General features: G+C 65.6%; 14 protein-coding genes. 4 read left to right on the top strand and 10 right to left on the bottom strand.

Annotated features, from left to right (window positions below):
- Nucleotides 1-60: 60 nt before the first annotated feature.
- A complete protein-coding gene (locus tag E4T66_RS11540; RefSeq protein ID WP_136849194.1) occupies nt 61-1,047 on the top strand; it encodes a malate dehydrogenase in 987 nt (328 codons plus the stop codon).
- A gap of 82 nt (nt 1,048-1,129) precedes the next feature.
- Here E4T66_RS11540 and E4T66_RS11535 read toward each other — a convergent pair whose 3' ends face one another.
- From E4T66_RS11535 to E4T66_RS11495, 9 genes are all read right to left on the bottom strand, one after another.
- Nucleotides 1,130-2,197 carry an alpha/beta fold hydrolase gene (locus E4T66_RS11535; protein ID WP_136849193.1) on the bottom strand — a complete coding sequence of 356 codons (1,068 nt, stop codon included), beginning with the start codon at nt 2,195-2,197 and terminating at the stop codon, nt 1,130-1,132.
- Nucleotides 2,198-2,341: 144 nt separating this feature from the next.
- Entirely contained in the window at nt 2,342-6,262 is a 3,921-nt protein-coding gene (gene cobN / locus E4T66_RS11530; protein WP_169577588.1) for a cobaltochelatase subunit CobN, read from the bottom strand.
- A gap of 74 nt (nt 6,263-6,336) precedes the next feature.
- Nucleotides 6,337-6,651, bottom strand: coding sequence for a DUF2149 domain-containing protein (locus tag E4T66_RS11525; protein ID WP_136849191.1), 315 nt, complete (start codon nt 6,649-6,651; stop codon nt 6,337-6,339).
- Nucleotides 6,651-7,229 carry a MotA/TolQ/ExbB proton channel family protein gene (locus E4T66_RS11520; protein WP_136849190.1) on the bottom strand — a complete coding sequence of 193 codons (579 nt, stop codon included), beginning with the start codon at nt 7,227-7,229 and terminating at the stop codon, nt 6,651-6,653. The genes E4T66_RS11525 and E4T66_RS11520 overlap by 1 nt, the downstream gene beginning before the upstream one ends.
- Before the next feature lie 8 nt (nt 7,230-7,237).
- Nucleotides 7,238-9,454: a TonB-dependent receptor gene (locus E4T66_RS11515; protein WP_169577587.1), complete on the bottom strand. Its 2,217-nt coding sequence runs from the start codon at nt 9,452-9,454 to the stop codon at nt 7,238-7,240.
- 188 nt (nt 9,455-9,642) lie between these two features.
- The gene (locus E4T66_RS11510; protein WP_136849188.1) at nt 9,643-10,182 is read right to left on the bottom strand and encodes a response regulator transcription factor; all 540 of its coding nucleotides are present in this window, start codon (nt 10,180-10,182) and stop codon (nt 9,643-9,645) included.
- On the bottom strand, nt 10,179-11,453 hold the full coding sequence (locus tag E4T66_RS11505) for an ATP-binding protein (RefSeq protein ID WP_169577586.1): 1,275 nt from the start codon (nt 11,451-11,453) through the stop codon (nt 10,179-10,181). Before E4T66_RS11505 ends, E4T66_RS11510 begins: the two co-directional genes overlap by 4 nt.
- Nucleotides 11,454-11,984: 531 nt before the next feature.
- Nucleotides 11,985-13,034 (bottom strand): NAD(P)-dependent alcohol dehydrogenase, encoded by a 1,050-nt coding sequence (locus E4T66_RS11500; protein WP_136849186.1) that lies wholly within the window; start codon nt 13,032-13,034, stop codon nt 11,985-11,987.
- A 233-nt stretch (nt 13,035-13,267) separates the two neighbouring features.
- Nucleotides 13,268-13,546: a c-type cytochrome gene (locus E4T66_RS11495; protein ID WP_136849185.1), complete on the bottom strand. Its 279-nt coding sequence runs from the start codon at nt 13,544-13,546 to the stop codon at nt 13,268-13,270.
- 292 nt (nt 13,547-13,838) lie between these two features.
- On the opposite strand from E4T66_RS11495, the gene E4T66_RS11490 reads away from it, so the two are divergent.
- From E4T66_RS11490 to E4T66_RS11480, 3 genes are read left to right on the top strand one after another with little or no spacing between them, the layout of a single operon-like run.
- On the top strand, nt 13,839-14,885 hold the full coding sequence (locus E4T66_RS11490) for a DMT family transporter (protein ID WP_136849184.1): 1,047 nt from the start codon (nt 13,839-13,841) through the stop codon (nt 14,883-14,885).
- A gap of 37 nt (nt 14,886-14,922) precedes the next feature.
- Nucleotides 14,923-15,885, top strand: a complete 963-nt coding sequence (locus E4T66_RS11485) for a magnesium transporter CorA family protein (protein WP_136849183.1) — start codon at nt 14,923-14,925, stop codon at nt 15,883-15,885.
- Between the two features lie 51 nt (nt 15,886-15,936).
- Nucleotides 15,937-16,458, top strand: a complete 522-nt coding sequence (locus tag E4T66_RS11480) for a hypothetical protein (RefSeq protein ID WP_136849182.1) — start codon at nt 15,937-15,939, stop codon at nt 16,456-16,458.
- 163 nt (nt 16,459-16,621) lie between these two features.
- Here the strand turns inward: E4T66_RS11480 and E4T66_RS11475 are convergent, their stop codons facing one another.
- Entirely contained in the window at nt 16,622-17,278 is a 657-nt protein-coding gene (locus E4T66_RS11475; RefSeq protein ID WP_136849181.1) for a hypothetical protein, read from the bottom strand.
- Between the last annotated feature and the right edge of the window lie 108 nt (nt 17,279-17,386).

Below are 17,386 nucleotides of genomic sequence, written 5' to 3'. Positions count from 1 at the left end.
AAATGGTTAAAATTGCGCCCCCTTAATCCCGCTTGACCGTCTTTTGGGAGCTCGTCCGTTATGAAACAGCCCGTCAAGGTCGCCATCACCGGTGCCGCCGGCCAGATCGCCTATTCGCTCATTTTCCGTGTTGCCAGCGGCTCGATGCTGGGCCCTGACCAGCCGGTCATCCTGCAGCTGCTCGAAGTGCCGGTGCCGGAAGTGCAGGAAAAGTTGAAAGGCACCGTGATGGAGATCGACGACTGCGCGTTCCCGCTGGTCGCCGGTATCGAGATGCACTCCGACCCGATGGAAGGCTTCGCCGGCACCGACTACGCCCTGCTCGTTGGCGCGCGCCCGCGCGGCCCCGGCATGGAGCGCAAGGACCTGCTGACCGCCAATGGCGGCATCTTTGGACCGCAGGGCAAGGCCATCGCCGCCAAGGCGTCGAAGGACGTGCGCGTGCTCGTCGTCGGCAACCCGGCCAACACCAATGCGCTGATCGCCGCGACCGCCGCCAAGGGCCTCGACCCCAAGCAGTTCCACGCCATGGTGCGTCTGGATCACAACCGTGCGCTGTCGCAGCTCGGCGCCAAGACCGGTGCGCATCACACCGAAATCGACAACATGATCATCTGGGGCAACCACAGCTCCACGCAGTACCCGGACATCAGCCACTGCACCGTGCAGGGCAAGCCGGCCAAGAGCCTGGTCGACCAGAACTGGATCGAGAACGACTTCATCCCGACCGTGCAGCAGCGCGGCGCCGCCATCATCAAGGCGCGTGGCCTGTCGTCGGCGGCTTCGGCCGCATCGGCTGCGGTGGACCACATGCGCAACTGGGCGCTGGGCAGCAACGGCAAGTGGGTGTCGATGGGCGTTCCGTCCGACGGCAGCTACGGCATCGCCCCCGGCATCGTTTATGGCTATCCCTGCATCTGCAAGGACGGCCAGTACGAGATCGTGCAGGGCCTCAGCGTTGACGAGTTCTCGCGTAGCCGCATGACCGCGACCGAGACCGAGCTGCGTGAAGAGCGCGCCGCGATCGAGGAGCTGCTGCAGGGCTGAGCCCGGCTGCAATGCCTGTATCGAAAAAACCCGCCGGCGGTAGCCGGCGGGTTTTTTGTTGGTTCAGCAGAAGAATTTGAGGCTAGTCTGACGCGAGCCACGCGGCGATACGTGGCCAGATCTCGGTGGGGGCGTTGCTGCCGCTGACGATGCTCACGTGTCCGCCCGGTACTTCGATCATCTCGCAATCGGCGTGATCCATCAGCTCGATCAGGCGGCGGCTTGCCAGCGGCGTGATGATCGGATCCTTGTCGCCGATCACCATCAGCACCTTGGCCCGGATGTCGGCCAGCCGTGCCTGGCAGCCGCGGATCGGCAGGCGGCCGTGCGCGAGCACGTTGTCGGTGACCAGAAACTGCACGATGTCCTGCATGACGCCGCCGGGGTAGGCAACCATGTCGTCAAGGAAGGCGGCATTGGTGGCGTGCGCGGCAACGAAATCGCGATCGTCCAGACGTCGCAGCAGCTGCGTGTAGCCGCGCAGCGTCGTGCCCGGACTCATCAATTTGAACCCCAGTGCGTTGGCCCAGCCCGGGACGTGCCACAGCACCTGCGGCGAGCGATGCACGCCCCAGCCGGTGGTGTTCTGCAGTGCCTTCAGCGGCGCGGCGAGGCGGCGGTTCTGCATGCCCTTGGCGTGGTAGTCGCAGGGCGGCCCGACCAGCACCAGGCGTTCGATGTCCGGATCGCCCAGCGCCGCATAGGCGTAGCTCAGCATCGCGCCGATGCTCCAGCCGTGCAGGGTCAGGCGCTGCTGGCCGCTGTGTGCCCGCACGCGGTTCAGCATCGCCGGCATGAAGCGGGTCAGGTAGGTTGCGAGCCGATAGTCTGACTGCTGACGCGTCGGCCGGCCCCAGTCGATCAGATACAGCGGATGCCCCAGATCGCGCAGGAACGCGACCAGGCTGCGCTCCGGGAACAGGTCGTAGATCAGCATGTTCACCGCCAGCGGCGGCACGATCACGATCGGCTGTCGGTCGGCGCGTGCCGGTCCGGTCGGCGGGTAGTGACGCAGGCTGACGATCTCGTCTTCGGCGATCACGTCGAACGGGGTCTGTCCGGCGCGGCTCAGGCTGTGCGGTTTGCGGATGCGGTCGTGCAGGTTGCGCAGCACGCGTCCGGGCACGTGCCGGCGGGAGAGGGTGGTCATTGGAACGAACTTGCAGGGTCACGCGCGAAGGCGCGCTCAATGGCCGGCGATTATCCCGGCGCTGATGCGGTGGCGCATTCGCAGGTCCGCCACTGCGGCAGTGGCGGACCTGTCTGACGGTGGAGCGGGCAAATCCGGGATTCCTCAGACCGGCGCCACTGGGCGTCCGCGCCAGTGTTCGTGCATGGCGCCGATCAGGAACAGACCGAGCAGCAGCGCGAGCAGCAGCCAGTGCCGCGGCTCCGGCTCGGTCTCGGTCGATGCGGTGCGTTCCAGTCGGATGCCCTCGACTGTTTGAGTCGACTCGGGCGCCGCTTCGGCGCTGGACTGTGGATCGCGCCGGGCGGGGCCGGGGTCGAGGCCGAAGCCCGCGGCGGTGGCGGCGACGTAGTCCTTGAACACCTGATTCTCGGTATAGAGGTCGCGGTTCTCGGCGATCTCCAGCCAGACCTCGGTCAGGCGCCGGACGACTGCGTCCGGGGCATCCCAGTAGCCTTTGCGCACGGCCTCGAGCATGCGTTCGGCGATCTGTGCGCGGGCTGCAGGATGCACCTGCTTGAACCATTCGTCGACGCCGAGCTCGAGCCGGTCCTCGACGTAGATCTCGTAGAGCGCCTGCCACTGGTCGGCGCGCACGCTGTCACGATCCATGACGTTCCAGCCCCAGAAGTTGTTGACCACGTCGAGGATCTCGTTGGCGCCGGAGTAGCCGTCGGCCATCATCTCGGCAACCCAGCGTGGATGGTAGTAGCGGGTGCGCAGTTCCTTGCTGATGAAGTCGGCGACGGTGTCGTTGCGGAAGTCGCGGCTGTTGCGCAGGTCGGAGATGTACATGTCCGGAGTGCTGCCGTCGAGGTGGCGGACTGCGAGGCCGATGCCCCCGAGATACTCGAAGGGATGGTCGATCGACAGGATGCCGTGCAGGTTGGACGAGCGCGAGAACACCGCGGCCTTGGTACCGCGCAGGTTCTCGGCATACAGGTCGATGTCGTCGAGCTTGACGTTGCGGGTGCCGTCCTCGGCGCCGTACAGGTAGCCCATGCGCGACAGGTAGGTCTGCGCCAGCGGCGTTTCGTCCTCCCAGGTGTCGGACGCCAGGGTCGCGTCGGGCAGCTGGGTGCCGTAGACCCCGGACTGATTGGCAAACATGCGCACGCGCGACAGGCGCTCGGCCTGTTCGGGCGCGAGCCCCCGTTCGATCAGCTGCCGGCGCAGGGCTTCGGCGTTGGCGTGCAGGGGATTGTCCGGCTCGGCCAGCGCGGCGACCTTGAGCACCGCGCGCGACAACCGGTCCATCACCGGCGAGAGATTGTCCCGATAGAGGCCGGTGGCCGACAGCACCACATCGACGCGCGGCCGTTTGAGCTCGCTCATCGGAATGACCTCGACGTCGACCACGTCGTCGCGCCGGTTCCACACCGGGCGCACGCCGAGCAGGTACAGAACCTCGGCTTCGAGCACGCCGTAGTGCTTCAGCGTCTCGGTGGACCACAGCGAAAACGCGAGCTTGTCCGGATAGACGCCGTGCTTGGCCTTGTAGGTATCGATCAGATCCTGCGCCAGCGTCTGGCCGGCGTTCCACGCGGCCCGGGTCGGGATCTTGTCGGGATCGAACGCGAAAACGTTGCGTCCGGTCGGAACCGCGTCGGGATTGCGCAGCGGGTCGTTTCCGGTGCCGGTGGGGATGTAACGCGCTTCGAGTGCCGCCAGCAGATGCTCCATCTCGCGTTCGCCGAGGAAGTTGGCGTAATGGCGCCGCCCCTCAGCGAGCTGATCGCGGATCGCCGGATCGAAGGCATCCAGCGATTCATCGCCGGTCAGTGCGCGCTTGAGCAACCGGAAGCTCGCGGTTTCCAGGATCTCGGCATACGGGCGTGTGAAGAAGCCGTCGCTGCCGGCGGAGACGCCAGCGCTGCGCTCGGCGGCGGCGATGTAGTCGGGGCCCAGGATCTGCAGGATTGTCAGCAGGACGTGGTCGGTCTCAGCGACCTCGCCATAGGTATGCATGCCCAGCGGCTGCGCCATGCCGGCGATCTGCTCCAGGTAGGCGTGCACGCGCTCGAACACCGGCTGGAAATCGGCCAGCAGTGCCTCGCGCTCGCGTGCGACGTCCAGCGCCAGATCCTGGTCCAGTTCGAGCTCGACCAGCTTGTCGAGGATCTCGCCGGCGGTGTTCTGCCGGACCTGGCCGTCTTCGAGCAGACGGTAGTTGTGGGTCAGTTCGTGCAGCACGGTGAGCTCGTCGTAGAGACCGGCCGGCGCGAACGGCGGGGTGTTGTGCGAGATCACGACCGCGCGGCCGCGGCGCTTGGCGATCTGGGCCTCGCCGACGTTCTGCACGTTGTACGGGTAGATCACCGGGACGTTGCCAACCGTGGTCTGCGTGTCGTCGTACTTCCAGGTCCCGAGCTCCTTGCCGGGCAGCCACTCCTGGGTGCCGTGCGTGCCGAGGTGAATGATCGCGTCGGCGCGGTAGTGGTGGACCAGATAGTGATAGACCGCGCGGTAGGCGTGGTGCACCGGCACACGCTTGTCGTGGAGGATGTCCTTCTCGCGGTCGCGCTTGTCGCCGCGCAGCGGCTGCGGCAGCAGCAGCAGATTGCCGAGTTTCAGTCGTGGGATCACGAACACCCGCTTGCCGTCGAGATCGAGGTTCAGATACGTCTGCGCCGGGTCGCCCCAGGCGGCCATGGTTTCGCTGCGGACCGATTCGGGCAGCGACTCGAACCATGCCCGGTATTCGGCGACCGGCACGGCCTCGGCCAGATCCTGCGCCAGCAGTTCGCGCATCGCGGTCTCGCTGTGCACGCGGTAGTACGGCCGCATCATCGACTGCAGGGCCTGGACGATCTGCTCGCCGTCGCGCGGTTCGATGCGGTAGCCGGCCTGCTGCAGTGCGGTCTCGATGCCGACGATCGACTCCGGCAGGTTGAGGAACGAGGCGCTGAAGTTCTCCTCGCCCTCCGGGGAGTTCCATACCAGCATCGCCAGGCGCTTGTCGGCATTGGGCGTGCGCCGCAGCTTGATGTAGTTGAGGCTGCGCTGTACCAGCGACTCGAGATGTCCGGGCACCAGTACATGGCCGTCGTCGAGGGTGCGGGTCGAGATCACCGTCGGGTCGATCATGCCGGCCATCTCGGCCTGGACGAACCAGGGCCCCATCGCGAACATGGGGAAGCCCTGATCGTCCGCCATCCACTGCTCCAGCGAATCCATGCGCACGTCCAGGGCATCGAGCATCGGCACGTCGAGTTCGGCGAGTTCGGCGGCGCGCAGGTCCGGGCTGGTCATGATGCCGCGGAAGCTGATCAGCAGGTCGGGAAAGACGGCGCCGTCGCGCCGCATCATCGGCGCCATCGGCTGGGTGGTGTCGTGGTAGTAGCCGAAGGCATAGACACCGCTGGCTTCGAGCCCGTGGATCACGGCATCGACGCTCATCGTGGTGTCGGCCGCCAGCACCGTGCGGTGCAGGCCGACGCCGATCACCGGCTGGCCGCCGGCGGGCGCGCGCCACGCCAGCAGTGCCTCCAGACTCGCGAAGACGCGCTGCGGATAGTCCGGGTGGTAGTAGCCGGCGTCCGGATAGACGATCGGCGGCGCCGCCGCGTCCCCCTGTCCGAGCAGCGTGTGCCGCATCCAGGCATACATGCGGCGGTAGTTTTCGCGGCCGCCGTTGTCGTAGTACGCGAACAGCGTCCGTGCCTGCTCCGGCGACAGTCCGCGGACCAGGCTGGGGTCACGCCACATCAGGCCGGGAAAGACTATGCCGGGATGCCGCGCCAGCACGCCGCGATAGCTGTTGATCACCGGCATCAGCGCGCCCATGTAGACGTAATCCAGCAGCACGGCGTCGTAGCCGAGCATGCGCTGGCCGAGACGTTCGGGATCCTGGCCGGCGGTGTTGACGGTGTCGACCCGCAGGCCGGCGTCGCGGCCCAGCTCGAGCAGCATGCGCAGCTTCGCCGGCTCGCTGGCCGACCCGGCGACGATCAGCACGCTGGGTGGTTCGGCGCCCCAGGTGAGCAGTGGCAGGCACAGGCAGGCCAGGGCGATCAGAAGACGCATGGAAGAACCTCGATATCGGTCAATGTTCAAACGACTGCGTCCGGCCCGTCCGTGGGCCGGACGGGCCGGATGGCTCATTGCTCCGGAACGTAGATGAAGGACCCGTCCTTCAGCCGGTAGGCGACGCCGGCCCGGCTGCCCTCGCCCTGGCCGATCGCCTCGCTGGCGGTATAGCGCTCGATCTTCTCGCCCTTCTTGACCAGCATCTCCATCTGCGGGGTGTTCGGGTTCTTGATCACCGTCACGTCGTCGCTGCTGAAGGGGTTCAGCGGATTGCGGGCGATAATGATCAGCAGTGCCGCCACCAGCACCAGAAAGACATCGATGAGATTGACCACCGAGAGAATCGGATTGAGCTCCTCGTCCTCGTCGAGAATGCGCAGGGTCATCAGGCGGCCTCCCTGTGCGGGTGCCGCCCTTCGGTTGCGGTCCTTGCGGGCGTGTCCCCGGTGCGTTTGAGCAGCGGCTCCAGCGCGACGATCTCCTCGGCGTACCAGCGCTTGCGCACGCTGGCGATCCAGAAGGTGATCACCGACGTGGCCAGCCCCAGGATCACCGCGGTGAACGCGGTGCGCATGTGTTCGCCCATCGCATAGACGTTGTTCTCGCTCAGCGCGATCAGCGCGGGGCCCATCGGGATCAGCGTGGCGACCAGCCCGAGCATCGGCGTGACGCGGGTGACGACGCGGACCGCTTCGAGTCGCTTGAGCGCGAAGACCTCGGCCTGGTGCAGGCGCAGGCCGGTGTCGGATGCGAACAGGGCCGCAACGGGATAGCCGCGGATCGGAATCGCGCCGGGGCCGCCGGTGTCGACGAAGCGCTGCCAGTCGGCGCGGGCGCGACGGCGTTGGACGCTCTGCACGGCGAAGCGTCCCGCCTCGACCAGGGCGTACGCGAACAGCACGTCGATCGCCAGCAGCGTCGGCCACAGCAGAATCTGCGCGGTTTGGTGAGCCAACTCGAACATGACCGGCCTCAGAACTGGTAGCGGTAGCTGATCAGGAGCGAGCGTGGCGCTCCCGGGGTGTACGCGAGCTCGCGCGACTTGGTGACGCGGACCGCGTAGCGCTCGTCGAACAGGTTCTGCGCATGCGCCGACACCTTGTGCGGTCCGGTCTCGTAGGCCAGGTCCAGACTGGTGACCCAGTCGTAGCCGTCGAAGGTCTCGCTGTTGGCGTTGTCGACTTCGTACTCGCCCCAGGTATCAGTCTGGACGCGCGCGCTGACGCCGATCGGGTGCCGGTAGCTGGCGAACACGCTGTACTGGTGGCGCGGAATCTGCGGCAGGCGGTTGCCGGAGCGGTCGAACTCGGTGCCGCTGACGACTTCGACGAAATCGTCGTAGCGGAAGTCGCTGTAGGTGTAGTTGAACCCGGCCCAGAGTCCGTCGGTCAGTTCGAAGTTGCTGGCCAGCTCGACGCCGGATTTGTCGGTGCGTCCTGCGTTCTGAAAGCTGGTGTCGTTGACGTCCTCGAGGACCTGGATGATCTCGTCCTCGACCTTCATCTGGAACATCGAGATGTCGAAGGCCCAGTGTCGGGCGCGCCCCTTTAGACCGATCTCGACGTTGCGCACGGTGGCCGGGTTGAGCGCCGGGTTGTCCGCCAGTTCGCTGGAGTACGGCACCTGCTCTCCCTGGGCGACGACACCGAACAGATTGAGCGTCTCGCTCAATGCGTAGTTCGCGCCGAGGCGGGCGTTGAACAGGTCGAAGGCCTGATTCAGCCGGGTGGTGCCGGCGCCGTCGACATAGGTTCCGGATACGAAGTCGTAGGTCGAGCGCTCGTCGGCGTCCTCGTTGATGCTGATACGGTCCAGCCGGAAGCCTAGGTCGATCAGCCAGCCGTCGGCGGGGCGTACCGTTTCCTGGGCAAAGATGCCGCGAACGTCGTTGGTGGTCTGGCTGGTGCCGGCGAGATCGCCCCTGCGGTCGGAGCGCGTCGCGATGATGCGGCCCGACGGGATGGTCTGGACGTCACCGTACTCGTAGCTGCGGCTGTCACCGTCATCGCGCCGCAGCGTGACGCCGGCGACGAGTTCGGACAGGCCGAGGAGCTGGTGACGGTGTGCGAATTCCAGATCGGTGCCGAGCATCAGGTTGCGCGGCACCTCGCTGATCTGGCCGGTGATCGGATGCAGATGCTGCCAATAGGCGGCGTACACGCGCGGTCTGAACACGAGCGCCGCGCCGACGGGCTTCAGGTAACGGCTGTTGAACGACCACGTCTCCGAATAGCGACCGCTGTCGTCGAACGCGGTGTTGTTGTCGGTCTGCTCGCCGGTGCGACGATACTCGTCGTACTGGGCCTGGTTCATCGAGCCGGGCAGTTCGAGGCTGGCGTCGTTGTAAGCGAGTTCGGATTCGAGCACGGCGCCGTCGTCGAACGTGATTCCGTGCTTGAGTGCGGCATTGACGGTCTCGAACGCATTCTGCGGGCGCCAGTCGTTGTTCTTCTCGCGATAGGACAGCGTGAGCGACATCGCCTGCCGCGATCCGATATCGCGACCGATACGCGCGTGCAGGTTGCGCGCGCCGTAGTCGCCGATGCCGAGCTTGATCTGGTCAGCACCGCGGTCGAAGACGGAGCGGCTGATCAGGTGAATGACACCGCCGGCCGAGCCGGTGGCGTAGATGTTGCCCGGCCCCTTGACCACCTCGATCCGCTGGATGTCCTGGGTGTCGACGAAGTCGAGCCGAGTGAAGCTGTCGGGATCGGTCACCGGTACGCCGTCGCGCAGCAGCATCAGTTCGCGCACGCCGTAGTTCGCCTTGAGGCCGGCACCGCGGATGAAGATGCGCGCGTCGTAGCCGCCGTTCATCGATTCGATCAGCACTCCGGGGGTGCCGCGCAATGCGTCGGAGACGTTGAACATCGGGGCCGCCTCTATGCGCGCTTCGTCGATCACCGCAATCGACTCGGTGACCTCGCGGCTGTAGCGCTCGCTGCGCGTGGCGGTGACGGTGACGGTGTCGAGGGACGTGGCCGGCGTCTCCGCTGCCGCCTCGGTGTCGGCGGGCAGTTCCTGACCATGCGCCAGACCGGCGATGAGCGTGAGCGCGGCCGCGCCCATCCAGGGCGAGCGCCGAGAGATGCCGGCGCGCCGGGGGTGCCCGGCGCGGCGTTTGGAAGATTCGATGTTCACTGGGTTGTTGAGCGTCGGATTGATCAGTGGGCCAAAAGCTGCTGGCACCGGTGCCCATTCGAGCTCCCCAACATCCGGCCGCCGCAGTCCCGGTGCGCAACAGCGCACCCTGTTTCGGAATGGCGGACCGTTTCCCCCGCGACGCATGCGCGGACCGCTGTCGAAATCGCGGGCGTATGCTGGCAGTCCGGGTTCCCGTTCGGAATGCGACAAATTGTCGCAGCGCCGTGACGGCGCTAGCGCTGGACCGGGCGCTTGGCCAGCCGGCGTTGCAGGCTGCGGCGGTGCATGCCCATCGCGCGCGCCGCTGCGGAGATGTTGCCGTCGTGTTCGGCGAGCACGCGCTGGATGTGCTCCCACATCAGGCGGCGCGGCGACAGAGCGCTCTGTTCGTCTGGCTCGGGCTCGGTTCGCTCAGTGCCGGTGAGCGCGGCAATCACCGCGTCGGCGCCGGCCGGTTTCGGCAGGTAGTCGAATGCCCCTTTCTTGATCGCACTGACGGCGGTCGCGATGCTGGCATAGCCGGTCAGCATCAGGATGCGGGTCTGCGGTGCGAGTGCCTGCAGCTGCGGAATCAGTGCGAGCCCGGAGTCCTCGCCGAGTTTCAGGTCAACGACCGCCGAACGCGGTGACGTCTCACGCATGATCACCAGGGCCTGTGCAACATCGGTGGCGATGCTGACGGTGTAGCCGCGGCGACGCAGTGCGCGCGCAAGTACCGATGCGAACACCGGGTCGTCCTCGACCAGCAGAATGGGATCGATCTGCGGCTTCATCCCTGCGTCTGCTGCAATGCCGACAGCGGAACCCGGACCTGTGTGCGCAGGCCGCCCTCCGGCCGGGTGAACAACTGCACCTCGCCGCCGAGCCGGGCGATGCTGGTATTGGACAGCACCAGGCCGAGCCCGAAACCCTCCGGTTTGGTTGATGCCAGTCCCCGCGCTGCGGACTCGAGTTGATGCTCCGGAAGGCCGGGGCCATCGTCGTCGATGGTCACGCTCAGCCAGTCCCGGCTCGCCCGGCAACGCACGCCGACGTGGTTGCTGCCGCGAGCGGCCGATGCATCGGCCGCGTTGTTGAGCAGGTTCGTCAGTGCCTGCGCCAGCGTCGGCTGCGGGATCACGCGCGGATCGTGGAAGTCATCCTCGAAGATCACGTCGACGTCCGGCTCGGGCCGAATCAGGCGCCAGCGATCGAAGGTCGCGCGCAGAAACTCGCGCAGGGATTTCGCCGCTTCCGGGCCATGCCGCGCCGGATCTGCGGCGGACAGCATGTTGCGCAGGCTGCGCCGGCAATGCTCGATCTGATCGGCAAGCAGCCCGAGGTCGTCCTGCAGGTCGGCGTCCTGCGGCTGGGTCTGCCGCAGCTCCTCGATCAGGACCGCCATCGTCGACAGCGGCGTGTTGAGCTCGTGAGCCGTTCCCGCGGCCAGAGCGCCGGTGGCGAGAATGCGTTCGTCCTGGAGGGCGGATTCGCGTGCGGTGGCCAGATCGGCCTCGCGCCGCCGCAGTGCTGCTGCGAGCGCGCCCAGCGTGCCGGTCAGCAGCGCTGCTCCCAGCACGAAATTGACCCACATACCTACAACATGCCAGTGGAAGAATTCACCCCCCGGCAGATCCATCGGGTGAATATGGGCCCACAGCATGCCCGTGTAGGCGCCGGTGCACAGCGCCATGACGGTCCACGCATAGGGCGCCGACAGACTGGCTGCTGCCAGTGCGATTGGCAGGAGGTACAGCGAAACGAAGGGGTTGCCGGGCCCGCCGGACAGCCACAGCAGCGCCGTCAGTGCGGCGATGTCCACTGCGAGATGGGCCACGACCTCGATCTGCGCAGCGTAGCGCCAACGTCCCAGACGCCACCACACCAGCACATTCCATCCGAGCAGGCTCGCCGGGATCGACAGCATGGCCGTCACCGGAATATCACCGGTGAAGTAGCGGCCGACCGCCACCACCGTTGCGGCCTGGAGCAGTACGACTGCGAGGCGCAGCCGCGCTAGGACGCGGAGGATGCGGTAACTGTTCGGTTCGCTGTTGCCAAACATGGGTGCGACATCGGCGGCGCGGCGGGCGCGCGGTGTAGGGCTTGGTCGCGAAGCATACGTCGGTCCGTGTGCATGGCACATCAACGCGCGGGCGCACCGCCCTCGTCCGCCGAGTCGCCAGCAACGGGCGGGCTCGCGGGCCTTGGTCGAACTCATCCGCGAAGTCATGGAGCCGACGGGGTAAGACGCCGGTCCGGACCGCATCCGACACGTCCGAGCGTGACGGCAATGCTGGCCACATGGCGACGGAGCGACTGGATCAGACGCCATGTGGCTGTTGCTTTGGGGGCGTTTCAAGCGACTGCGTGCGCGTTCTGCGCTGGCGCGGATGACGCCGCCTTCGGCCTGATCATTGATCAGGCCCAATTGCCTGCATGAATGCGTAGTGCAGTGGCAGGAAAGGTGTTCCGGCTACCCGTGCCGAGCAGACCGTCGGCAGGCGTCTGAGCGGAGCATTTTTTCATTCGCTGTTGGGGTGTGTCGTGCCGGCAATCCGCCGCCGAATCGAAGGCGCCCGCTGCGAGAATGAACCTACGGTGCCGGCAGCGACGCCATGTCGATCACGAAGCGGTAGCGCACATCCGCGAGTTCCATGCGCTCAAAGGCGTCGTTGATCTGTTCGATGCGGATCATCTCGCAGTCCGGGAGAATGTTTTTCTTCGCGCAAAAGTCGAGCATTTCCTGCGTCTCGGCGATGCCGCCAATCGGCGATCCGGCGATGCGGCGGCGCCCCATGATCAGCGGCACCGTGGTCGGCTCCGCCAGCGGCCCGATCTGCCCGACCAGCACCAGAGTGCCATCCACATCCAGCAGCGACAGGTAGGGATTCAGGTCGTGCTTGACCGGCACCGTGTCGACGATCAGATCGAAGCTCGACCGTGCCTGCTTTATGGCTTCCTTGTCCGTCGACACCAGCAAGCGATCGGCCCCGAGCGCCAGCGTGTCGGCTTGCTTGTCCGCAGTGCGACTCAGCACCGTGACGTGCGCGCCAAGGCCGGCAGCCAGCTTCACGGCCATGTGGCCGAGACCGCCGAGGCCGATAACGCCGACGCGGCTTCCGGGCCCGACGTTCCAGGTGCGGAGCGGTGAGTAGGTCGTGATGCCTGCACACAGCAGCGGGGCTGCGCGAGACAGGTCCAGACCGTCTGGCACACGCAATACGAACTCTTCGCGCACGACCAGATGTTTGGAGTAGCCGCCGTAGGTGATCTCGCCGGTGACGCGATCTTTGCTGTTATAGGTCTGCGTGTTGCCCTGCCGGCATAACTGTTCCTCGCCTTTACGGCACTGATCGCACTGCTGACAGGAGTCCACCATGCAGCCGACCGCGACCGCGTCACCAGGCTTGTACCGCGCGACTGCGCTGCCGACCTCAGTCACGCGACCGACGATTTCATGCCCGGGAACGATCGGGTAAACCGTCCAGCCCCAGTCATTGCGCGCCTGATGCAGGTCAGAATGGCAGATGCCGCAATAGAGGATTTCCATCGCAACATCGTTCGGGCGCAGCGCACGTCGCTCGAATGCGAACGGAGCGAGCGGGGTGTCGGCGGATTGCGCCGCGTAGCCCATGGTCTTCATATGCAGATTCCTGGATTCAATGAATTGCGCACGGCAGATGCGTTTGCACGATGTGGCATCTGCGTGGAGGCCATGCGCCGCAAAATTGCTGACGGCACAGCCGCAGGGGCAGTGTCGTCAGCCGTCATCCTGGACGATGCGAATGGCGGTGCTCCGCCGCGCCCGCACGCCCCTTTCCCGTTGCAGCTGGCGGGATGAAAGGCCGGACAATTCGCGCGGACGCTGTCGGCGACTCAGAACTTGTAGTAGTTCTTGTTGAGAAAGGAGGCCACAGCGTCGACGTCCTGTTCGGACCAGGCCAGGCTGTTGGCCTGCTCGCAGTGCAGCACCTGCTTGTGCAATCCGTCGAGATCTTTCACGCGGCGGTTGTCGCGCGTGTAGACACTGGTGTCATGACAGGACGTGCAGTTGGTGTCATGCAATTCCTGGCCGTTGTTTGCCGCGGCGGGAACGGAAGTCACCATTATCGGCAGGGCGACCAGCAGGGTACGAAGTGGGAATTTGCAGTTCATGTTCGAGCTCGTTCCGGGGTCAGGTCGGATCTCAGTGTAAGTCGAACTTCAGGGCGCTGTGTCGAAAAGTCGATGGACGATCATGTGAACCGTCCGTCGCTCAATGCGGGTGCGGTGCAAACGGCTTGCGGCTGCGGATGCTGGCGCGTCAGGGATGGATCTGCCGATGCGTGGTCTTGCGTAGCGGAATTCGCTCCATCGCCGCGATCAACGCTCGACGAATTGCCGCGCCCAATGGCTCTGCCTGGTCACTGCAGAACGCGTGGCCGCCGGGGGTTAAGATGCGCCGATCATGATTGCGCGCACATCCATCCTTGCTGCTCTCGCCGCTGCGTTGCTGTTCGGCGGCAGCACCCCGTTTGCCAAGGCCCTGGCGGGCGATGTGTCGCCGATCCTGCTGGCCGGTTTGCTGTACCTGGGCAGCGGGATCGGGCTGTGGGTGATCCGGCTGATCCGCGACCGGGGTTTCGCCTGGGTGAAACTGCCGAAAGGCGAGTGGCCGTGGCTGCTCGGCGCCATCGCATCGGGTGGTGTGCTCGGGCCGGTTCTGTTGATGTACGGCTTGACCCGGACTTCTGCGGGGAGTGCCTCGCTGCTGCTCAATCTGGAAGCGGTGTTCACCGCGACGATGGCCTGGGTGGTCTTTCGGGAGAATGCGGATCGACGTGTGGTGCTCGGCATGGCGCTCATCGTCGCCGGGGGGGCGGTGCTGGCGTGGCCGCAGGATCATCTGAGTCTGAGTGGCCTGATGGGGCCGCTGGCCATCGCGGCGGCGTGCCTGTGCTGGGCGCTCGATAACAATCTGACCCGCAAGGTTTCGGCCTCGGATGCGGTGTTCATCGCCGGAACCAAGGGCCTGGTTGCAGGGGGTACGAACTGTGCGCTGGCGCTGGTACTGGGCGCTCATTGGCCGGCCCCCGGTATTTTTGCTGGCGCGATGATGGTTGGTCTGGCGGGATACGGCCTGAGTCTGGTGCTGTTTGTCCTGGCCTTGCGTGGCTTGGGGGCGGCGCGCACAGGGGCCTATTTTTCGACGGCTCCGTTCATGGGCGCGGTCATCGCGGTGCTGGGATTCCACGAGCCGACCACGCCGATGTTCTGGTGGGCGTCCGGGCTGATGGCACTGGGTGTTGCGCTGCATCTGATGGAGCGGCACGCGCATCAACACACGCACGAGCCGACCGAGCACGAACACGTACATGTGCATGACGAACATCACCAGCACACGCATGACTTCCAGTGGGATGGTTCAGAGCCGCATACGCACCCGCACCGGCACGAACCCCTGACCCACAGTCATGCGCATTATCCCGACGTCCATCACCGGCATGCGCACTAAGCATGTCAGAGCCTGAGCCGACTGCTATCGTTGCCGCATGAATCTCTACCACTTCAACGAACGCCAGCGCCCGTGTCTGATCGATGCGACTGCGGAGCTGCCGCATACCGGTTTTCTGTGGGCGGACTTCGAGCGCGGGGAGGCGGCGGACTGGCCGTGCTGGGTGGAGCCGAAGGTGGGCGCGGCGATCGATTCCCAGCATGTGGAGGACAGCCTGAATGCGCAGCATCCGTCGTTCTTCGATGGAACCTCGGACTACGACATGATGATCTTCCAGGGGCTGGGTCCGAAGCCGGCACCGTTGCCGCTGGAAACGCGCAGTTCGGCGTTCTTCGCGTTCGACCGCATGCTGGTGACGGTGCGGTCCGCCGACAGTCTCAGTATCGAACGGGTGCGGCAGCGGTTGCTCGATGGCCGTGCCAAACCGCCGACCTCACCGATGCGGCTGATGTATCTGTTTCTCGACACCATGGTGGACCGCTTTCTGGCGATCCGCGAGCCGATGGATCAGCAGCTGACGGCGTTGCAGGACGACTTGATCGATCCCCATGAGCCGCTGGATGACTGGCGTGAGCTGCTGAGCGCGCGGCGCCAGATGCGGCGGTTGCAGGGGTTGTGCGAATCCCAGCTCGACGCACTGGAGCTGTGGCGGCGCAACAGTCGCTACGACTGGAAGCAGGTGGATGAGGTGCGCTACCGCGATCTGTCCGGGCACGTCGGACGGGTGTTGAATCATGCGGTCAGTCTGGAGCACGACATCGAGTCGGCGGTGCAGTTGCACTTTGCCGCAGTGTCGCACCGGACCAACCAGGTCATGCAAACACTGACCGTGCTGTCAGCCATCTTCTTCCCGTTGACCCTGGTCGTTGGCATCTACGGCATGAACTTCGACAATATGCCCGAGCTGCACTGGCGTTACGGCTACTTCGTGGCGCTGGGTCTGCTGGTTGTGATCGCGGCCAGTCTCTGGCGTTACTTCAAGCGCAGACACCTGATCTAGGCGGAGCAGTGAATCGCCGTCCGAGGGTGCCGTGCGCAAATCGAGGGCGGTATGACGAATTCGAAGGCGTGGCTGGCGGTGTGCTGTGCGCTGTTGTTGCTGAGTGGATGTGGCCGCGTACGCGAGGTCAACTCGATGCCGCTGCAGCAGGGGCTGGTGGTCAAGTCGGTGGAGCTGAAGCCTGCGACCATCACATCACTGGAAGACAATGCGGATGCCGATGCCTACGACCGTGAGCTCAAGGCGCTGTCGCAGCAGGAACTGACCAAGGTCCTGAAAGCGCATTCGATCAATATCGCCGCCGGATCGCCGCTGATCGTTGAGACTCGCATCGATGTAATTTACGGCAAGCGTGCGCTGCGCCTGTTCTTCGGAATGTTCGGTGCGGGGTCGGGCAAGGCGACGGTGGACATGACCTTGCGTGACCGTCGCAGCGGTCAGGTGGTGTATGCCACGCACGGCGAGGGCAAGCTTCGTCGCGGGCTATTCATTGGTAGCGACATGATGGTGGTGGCGCGCAGGACCGTGCAGGAGGCTGCGGTGGAATTCGGCACCAAGCTTGATACGCACTGAACCCTGCGAGCACTGTTTTTCACTGCGCGACTTCTCTTGCGGATCACGATTGGGCCTACATCGCTGGCTTCAGTGATCGCCGTCGGAATGTGCGGCTTCCTGTGCGGCCGATCGCGCATCCGGCGACAGTTTTTGCAGGCCTCGGTATCACGAACAACGGGAACTAGTGACGCAGCATCCGGAGCGCGACCTGCGGCACCGCACGGCTGGTGGTGTCACCGTTCGTGGTCTGCCACGGCGCGTATTCCACGGTAATCTCGGTACGCATCGGCAGATGAACCCAGCGGTCGGCGCGCAGGCGCAGCTGCGGCACCAGCGCGATGCCGTGCGAACCGTCGTAGCGTTCAATCGGCGCCGCGTAAAGTCCCAGCGACCAGCGGTTGTCTTCAAATGCCGGGTTCGAGCCCTGCAGGTGGTATCGCCGACCCTCGTTCAGGCGGCTGCTGCGGGTATAGAGCGTGGCGTGCAACTGGCCCGAGCCGGGCAGGTCCAGGTCGAAGCCGAGGCCGTAGCGCCATTGGCGCAGCGCGCGTTCCGTATCCAGGCGCTGATCGATCTGGATCTGCAGGGTGCCATTGGTCGGGCGCGACCAGTCCAGCAGCGGGACCCGGGATTGCAGCATGACCGGCGCCCCCAGAACCTGCGGTGGTGAAAGGGTCAGTTTGGGCAGCAGGGGGGCGTGTGGGCTGAGGCTCAGGCATTCGACGCTGTCGCAGGCGGCACGCAGCGGCGACGCCAGCATCAGCAGGCAGGCACAGAGCAGGCAGGGTCCGAACCCGGGTCCGGGCCGGTTCGAGCGCTGTGTCGGCTGTCTCCGCATGGCGTCCTCCTGCCACGGCGCTGCCACCTCGGTAGCGCCTCAGTCCGATCATCGGCACTTGCGGGGGCGGCGGGAATACCGTCGATCCGTTCGTCACAGCCGCCGACG

Source organism: Sinimarinibacterium arenosum (assembly GCF_005047655.1).
Classification (GTDB): domain Bacteria; phylum Pseudomonadota; class Gammaproteobacteria; order Nevskiales; family Nevskiaceae; genus Solimonas.
Note: the sequence above shows the minus strand (reverse complement) of the source record. Positions and strands in the feature narration are given on the sequence as shown.

Excerpts from the sequence above, each read along its gene's own strand:
- E4T66_RS11540 (WP_136849194.1), top strand. The coding sequence starts at position 61 with ATGAAACAGCCCGTCAAGGTCGCCATCACCGGTGCCGCCGGCCAGATC.
- E4T66_RS11535 (WP_136849193.1), bottom strand. The coding sequence starts at position 2,197 with ATGACCACCCTCTCCCGCCGGCACGTGCCCGGACGCGTGCTGCGCAAC.
- cobN (WP_169577588.1), bottom strand. The coding sequence starts at position 6,262 with ATGCGTCTTCTGATCGCCCTGGCCTGCCTGTGCCTGCCACTGCTCACC.
- E4T66_RS11525 (WP_136849191.1), bottom strand. The coding sequence starts at position 6,651 with ATGACCCTGCGCATTCTCGACGAGGACGAGGAGCTCAATCCGATTCTC.
- E4T66_RS11520 (WP_136849190.1), bottom strand. The coding sequence starts at position 7,229 with ATGTTCGAGTTGGCTCACCAAACCGCGCAGATTCTGCTGTGGCCGACG.
- E4T66_RS11510 (WP_136849188.1), bottom strand. The coding sequence starts at position 10,182 with ATGAAGCCGCAGATCGATCCCATTCTGCTGGTCGAGGACGACCCGGTG.
- E4T66_RS11505 (WP_169577586.1), bottom strand. The coding sequence starts at position 11,453 with ATGTTTGGCAACAGCGAACCGAACAGTTACCGCATCCTCCGCGTCCTA.
- E4T66_RS11500 (WP_136849186.1), bottom strand. The coding sequence starts at position 13,034 with ATGAAGACCATGGGCTACGCGGCGCAATCCGCCGACACCCCGCTCGCT.
- E4T66_RS11495 (WP_136849185.1), bottom strand. The coding sequence starts at position 13,546 with ATGAACTGCAAATTCCCACTTCGTACCCTGCTGGTCGCCCTGCCGATA.
- E4T66_RS11490 (WP_136849184.1), top strand. The coding sequence starts at position 13,839 with ATGATTGCGCGCACATCCATCCTTGCTGCTCTCGCCGCTGCGTTGCTG.
- E4T66_RS11485 (WP_136849183.1), top strand. The coding sequence starts at position 14,923 with ATGAATCTCTACCACTTCAACGAACGCCAGCGCCCGTGTCTGATCGAT.
- E4T66_RS11480 (WP_136849182.1), top strand. The coding sequence starts at position 15,937 with ATGACGAATTCGAAGGCGTGGCTGGCGGTGTGCTGTGCGCTGTTGTTG.
- E4T66_RS11475 (WP_136849181.1), bottom strand. The coding sequence starts at position 17,278 with ATGCGGAGACAGCCGACACAGCGCTCGAACCGGCCCGGACCCGGGTTC.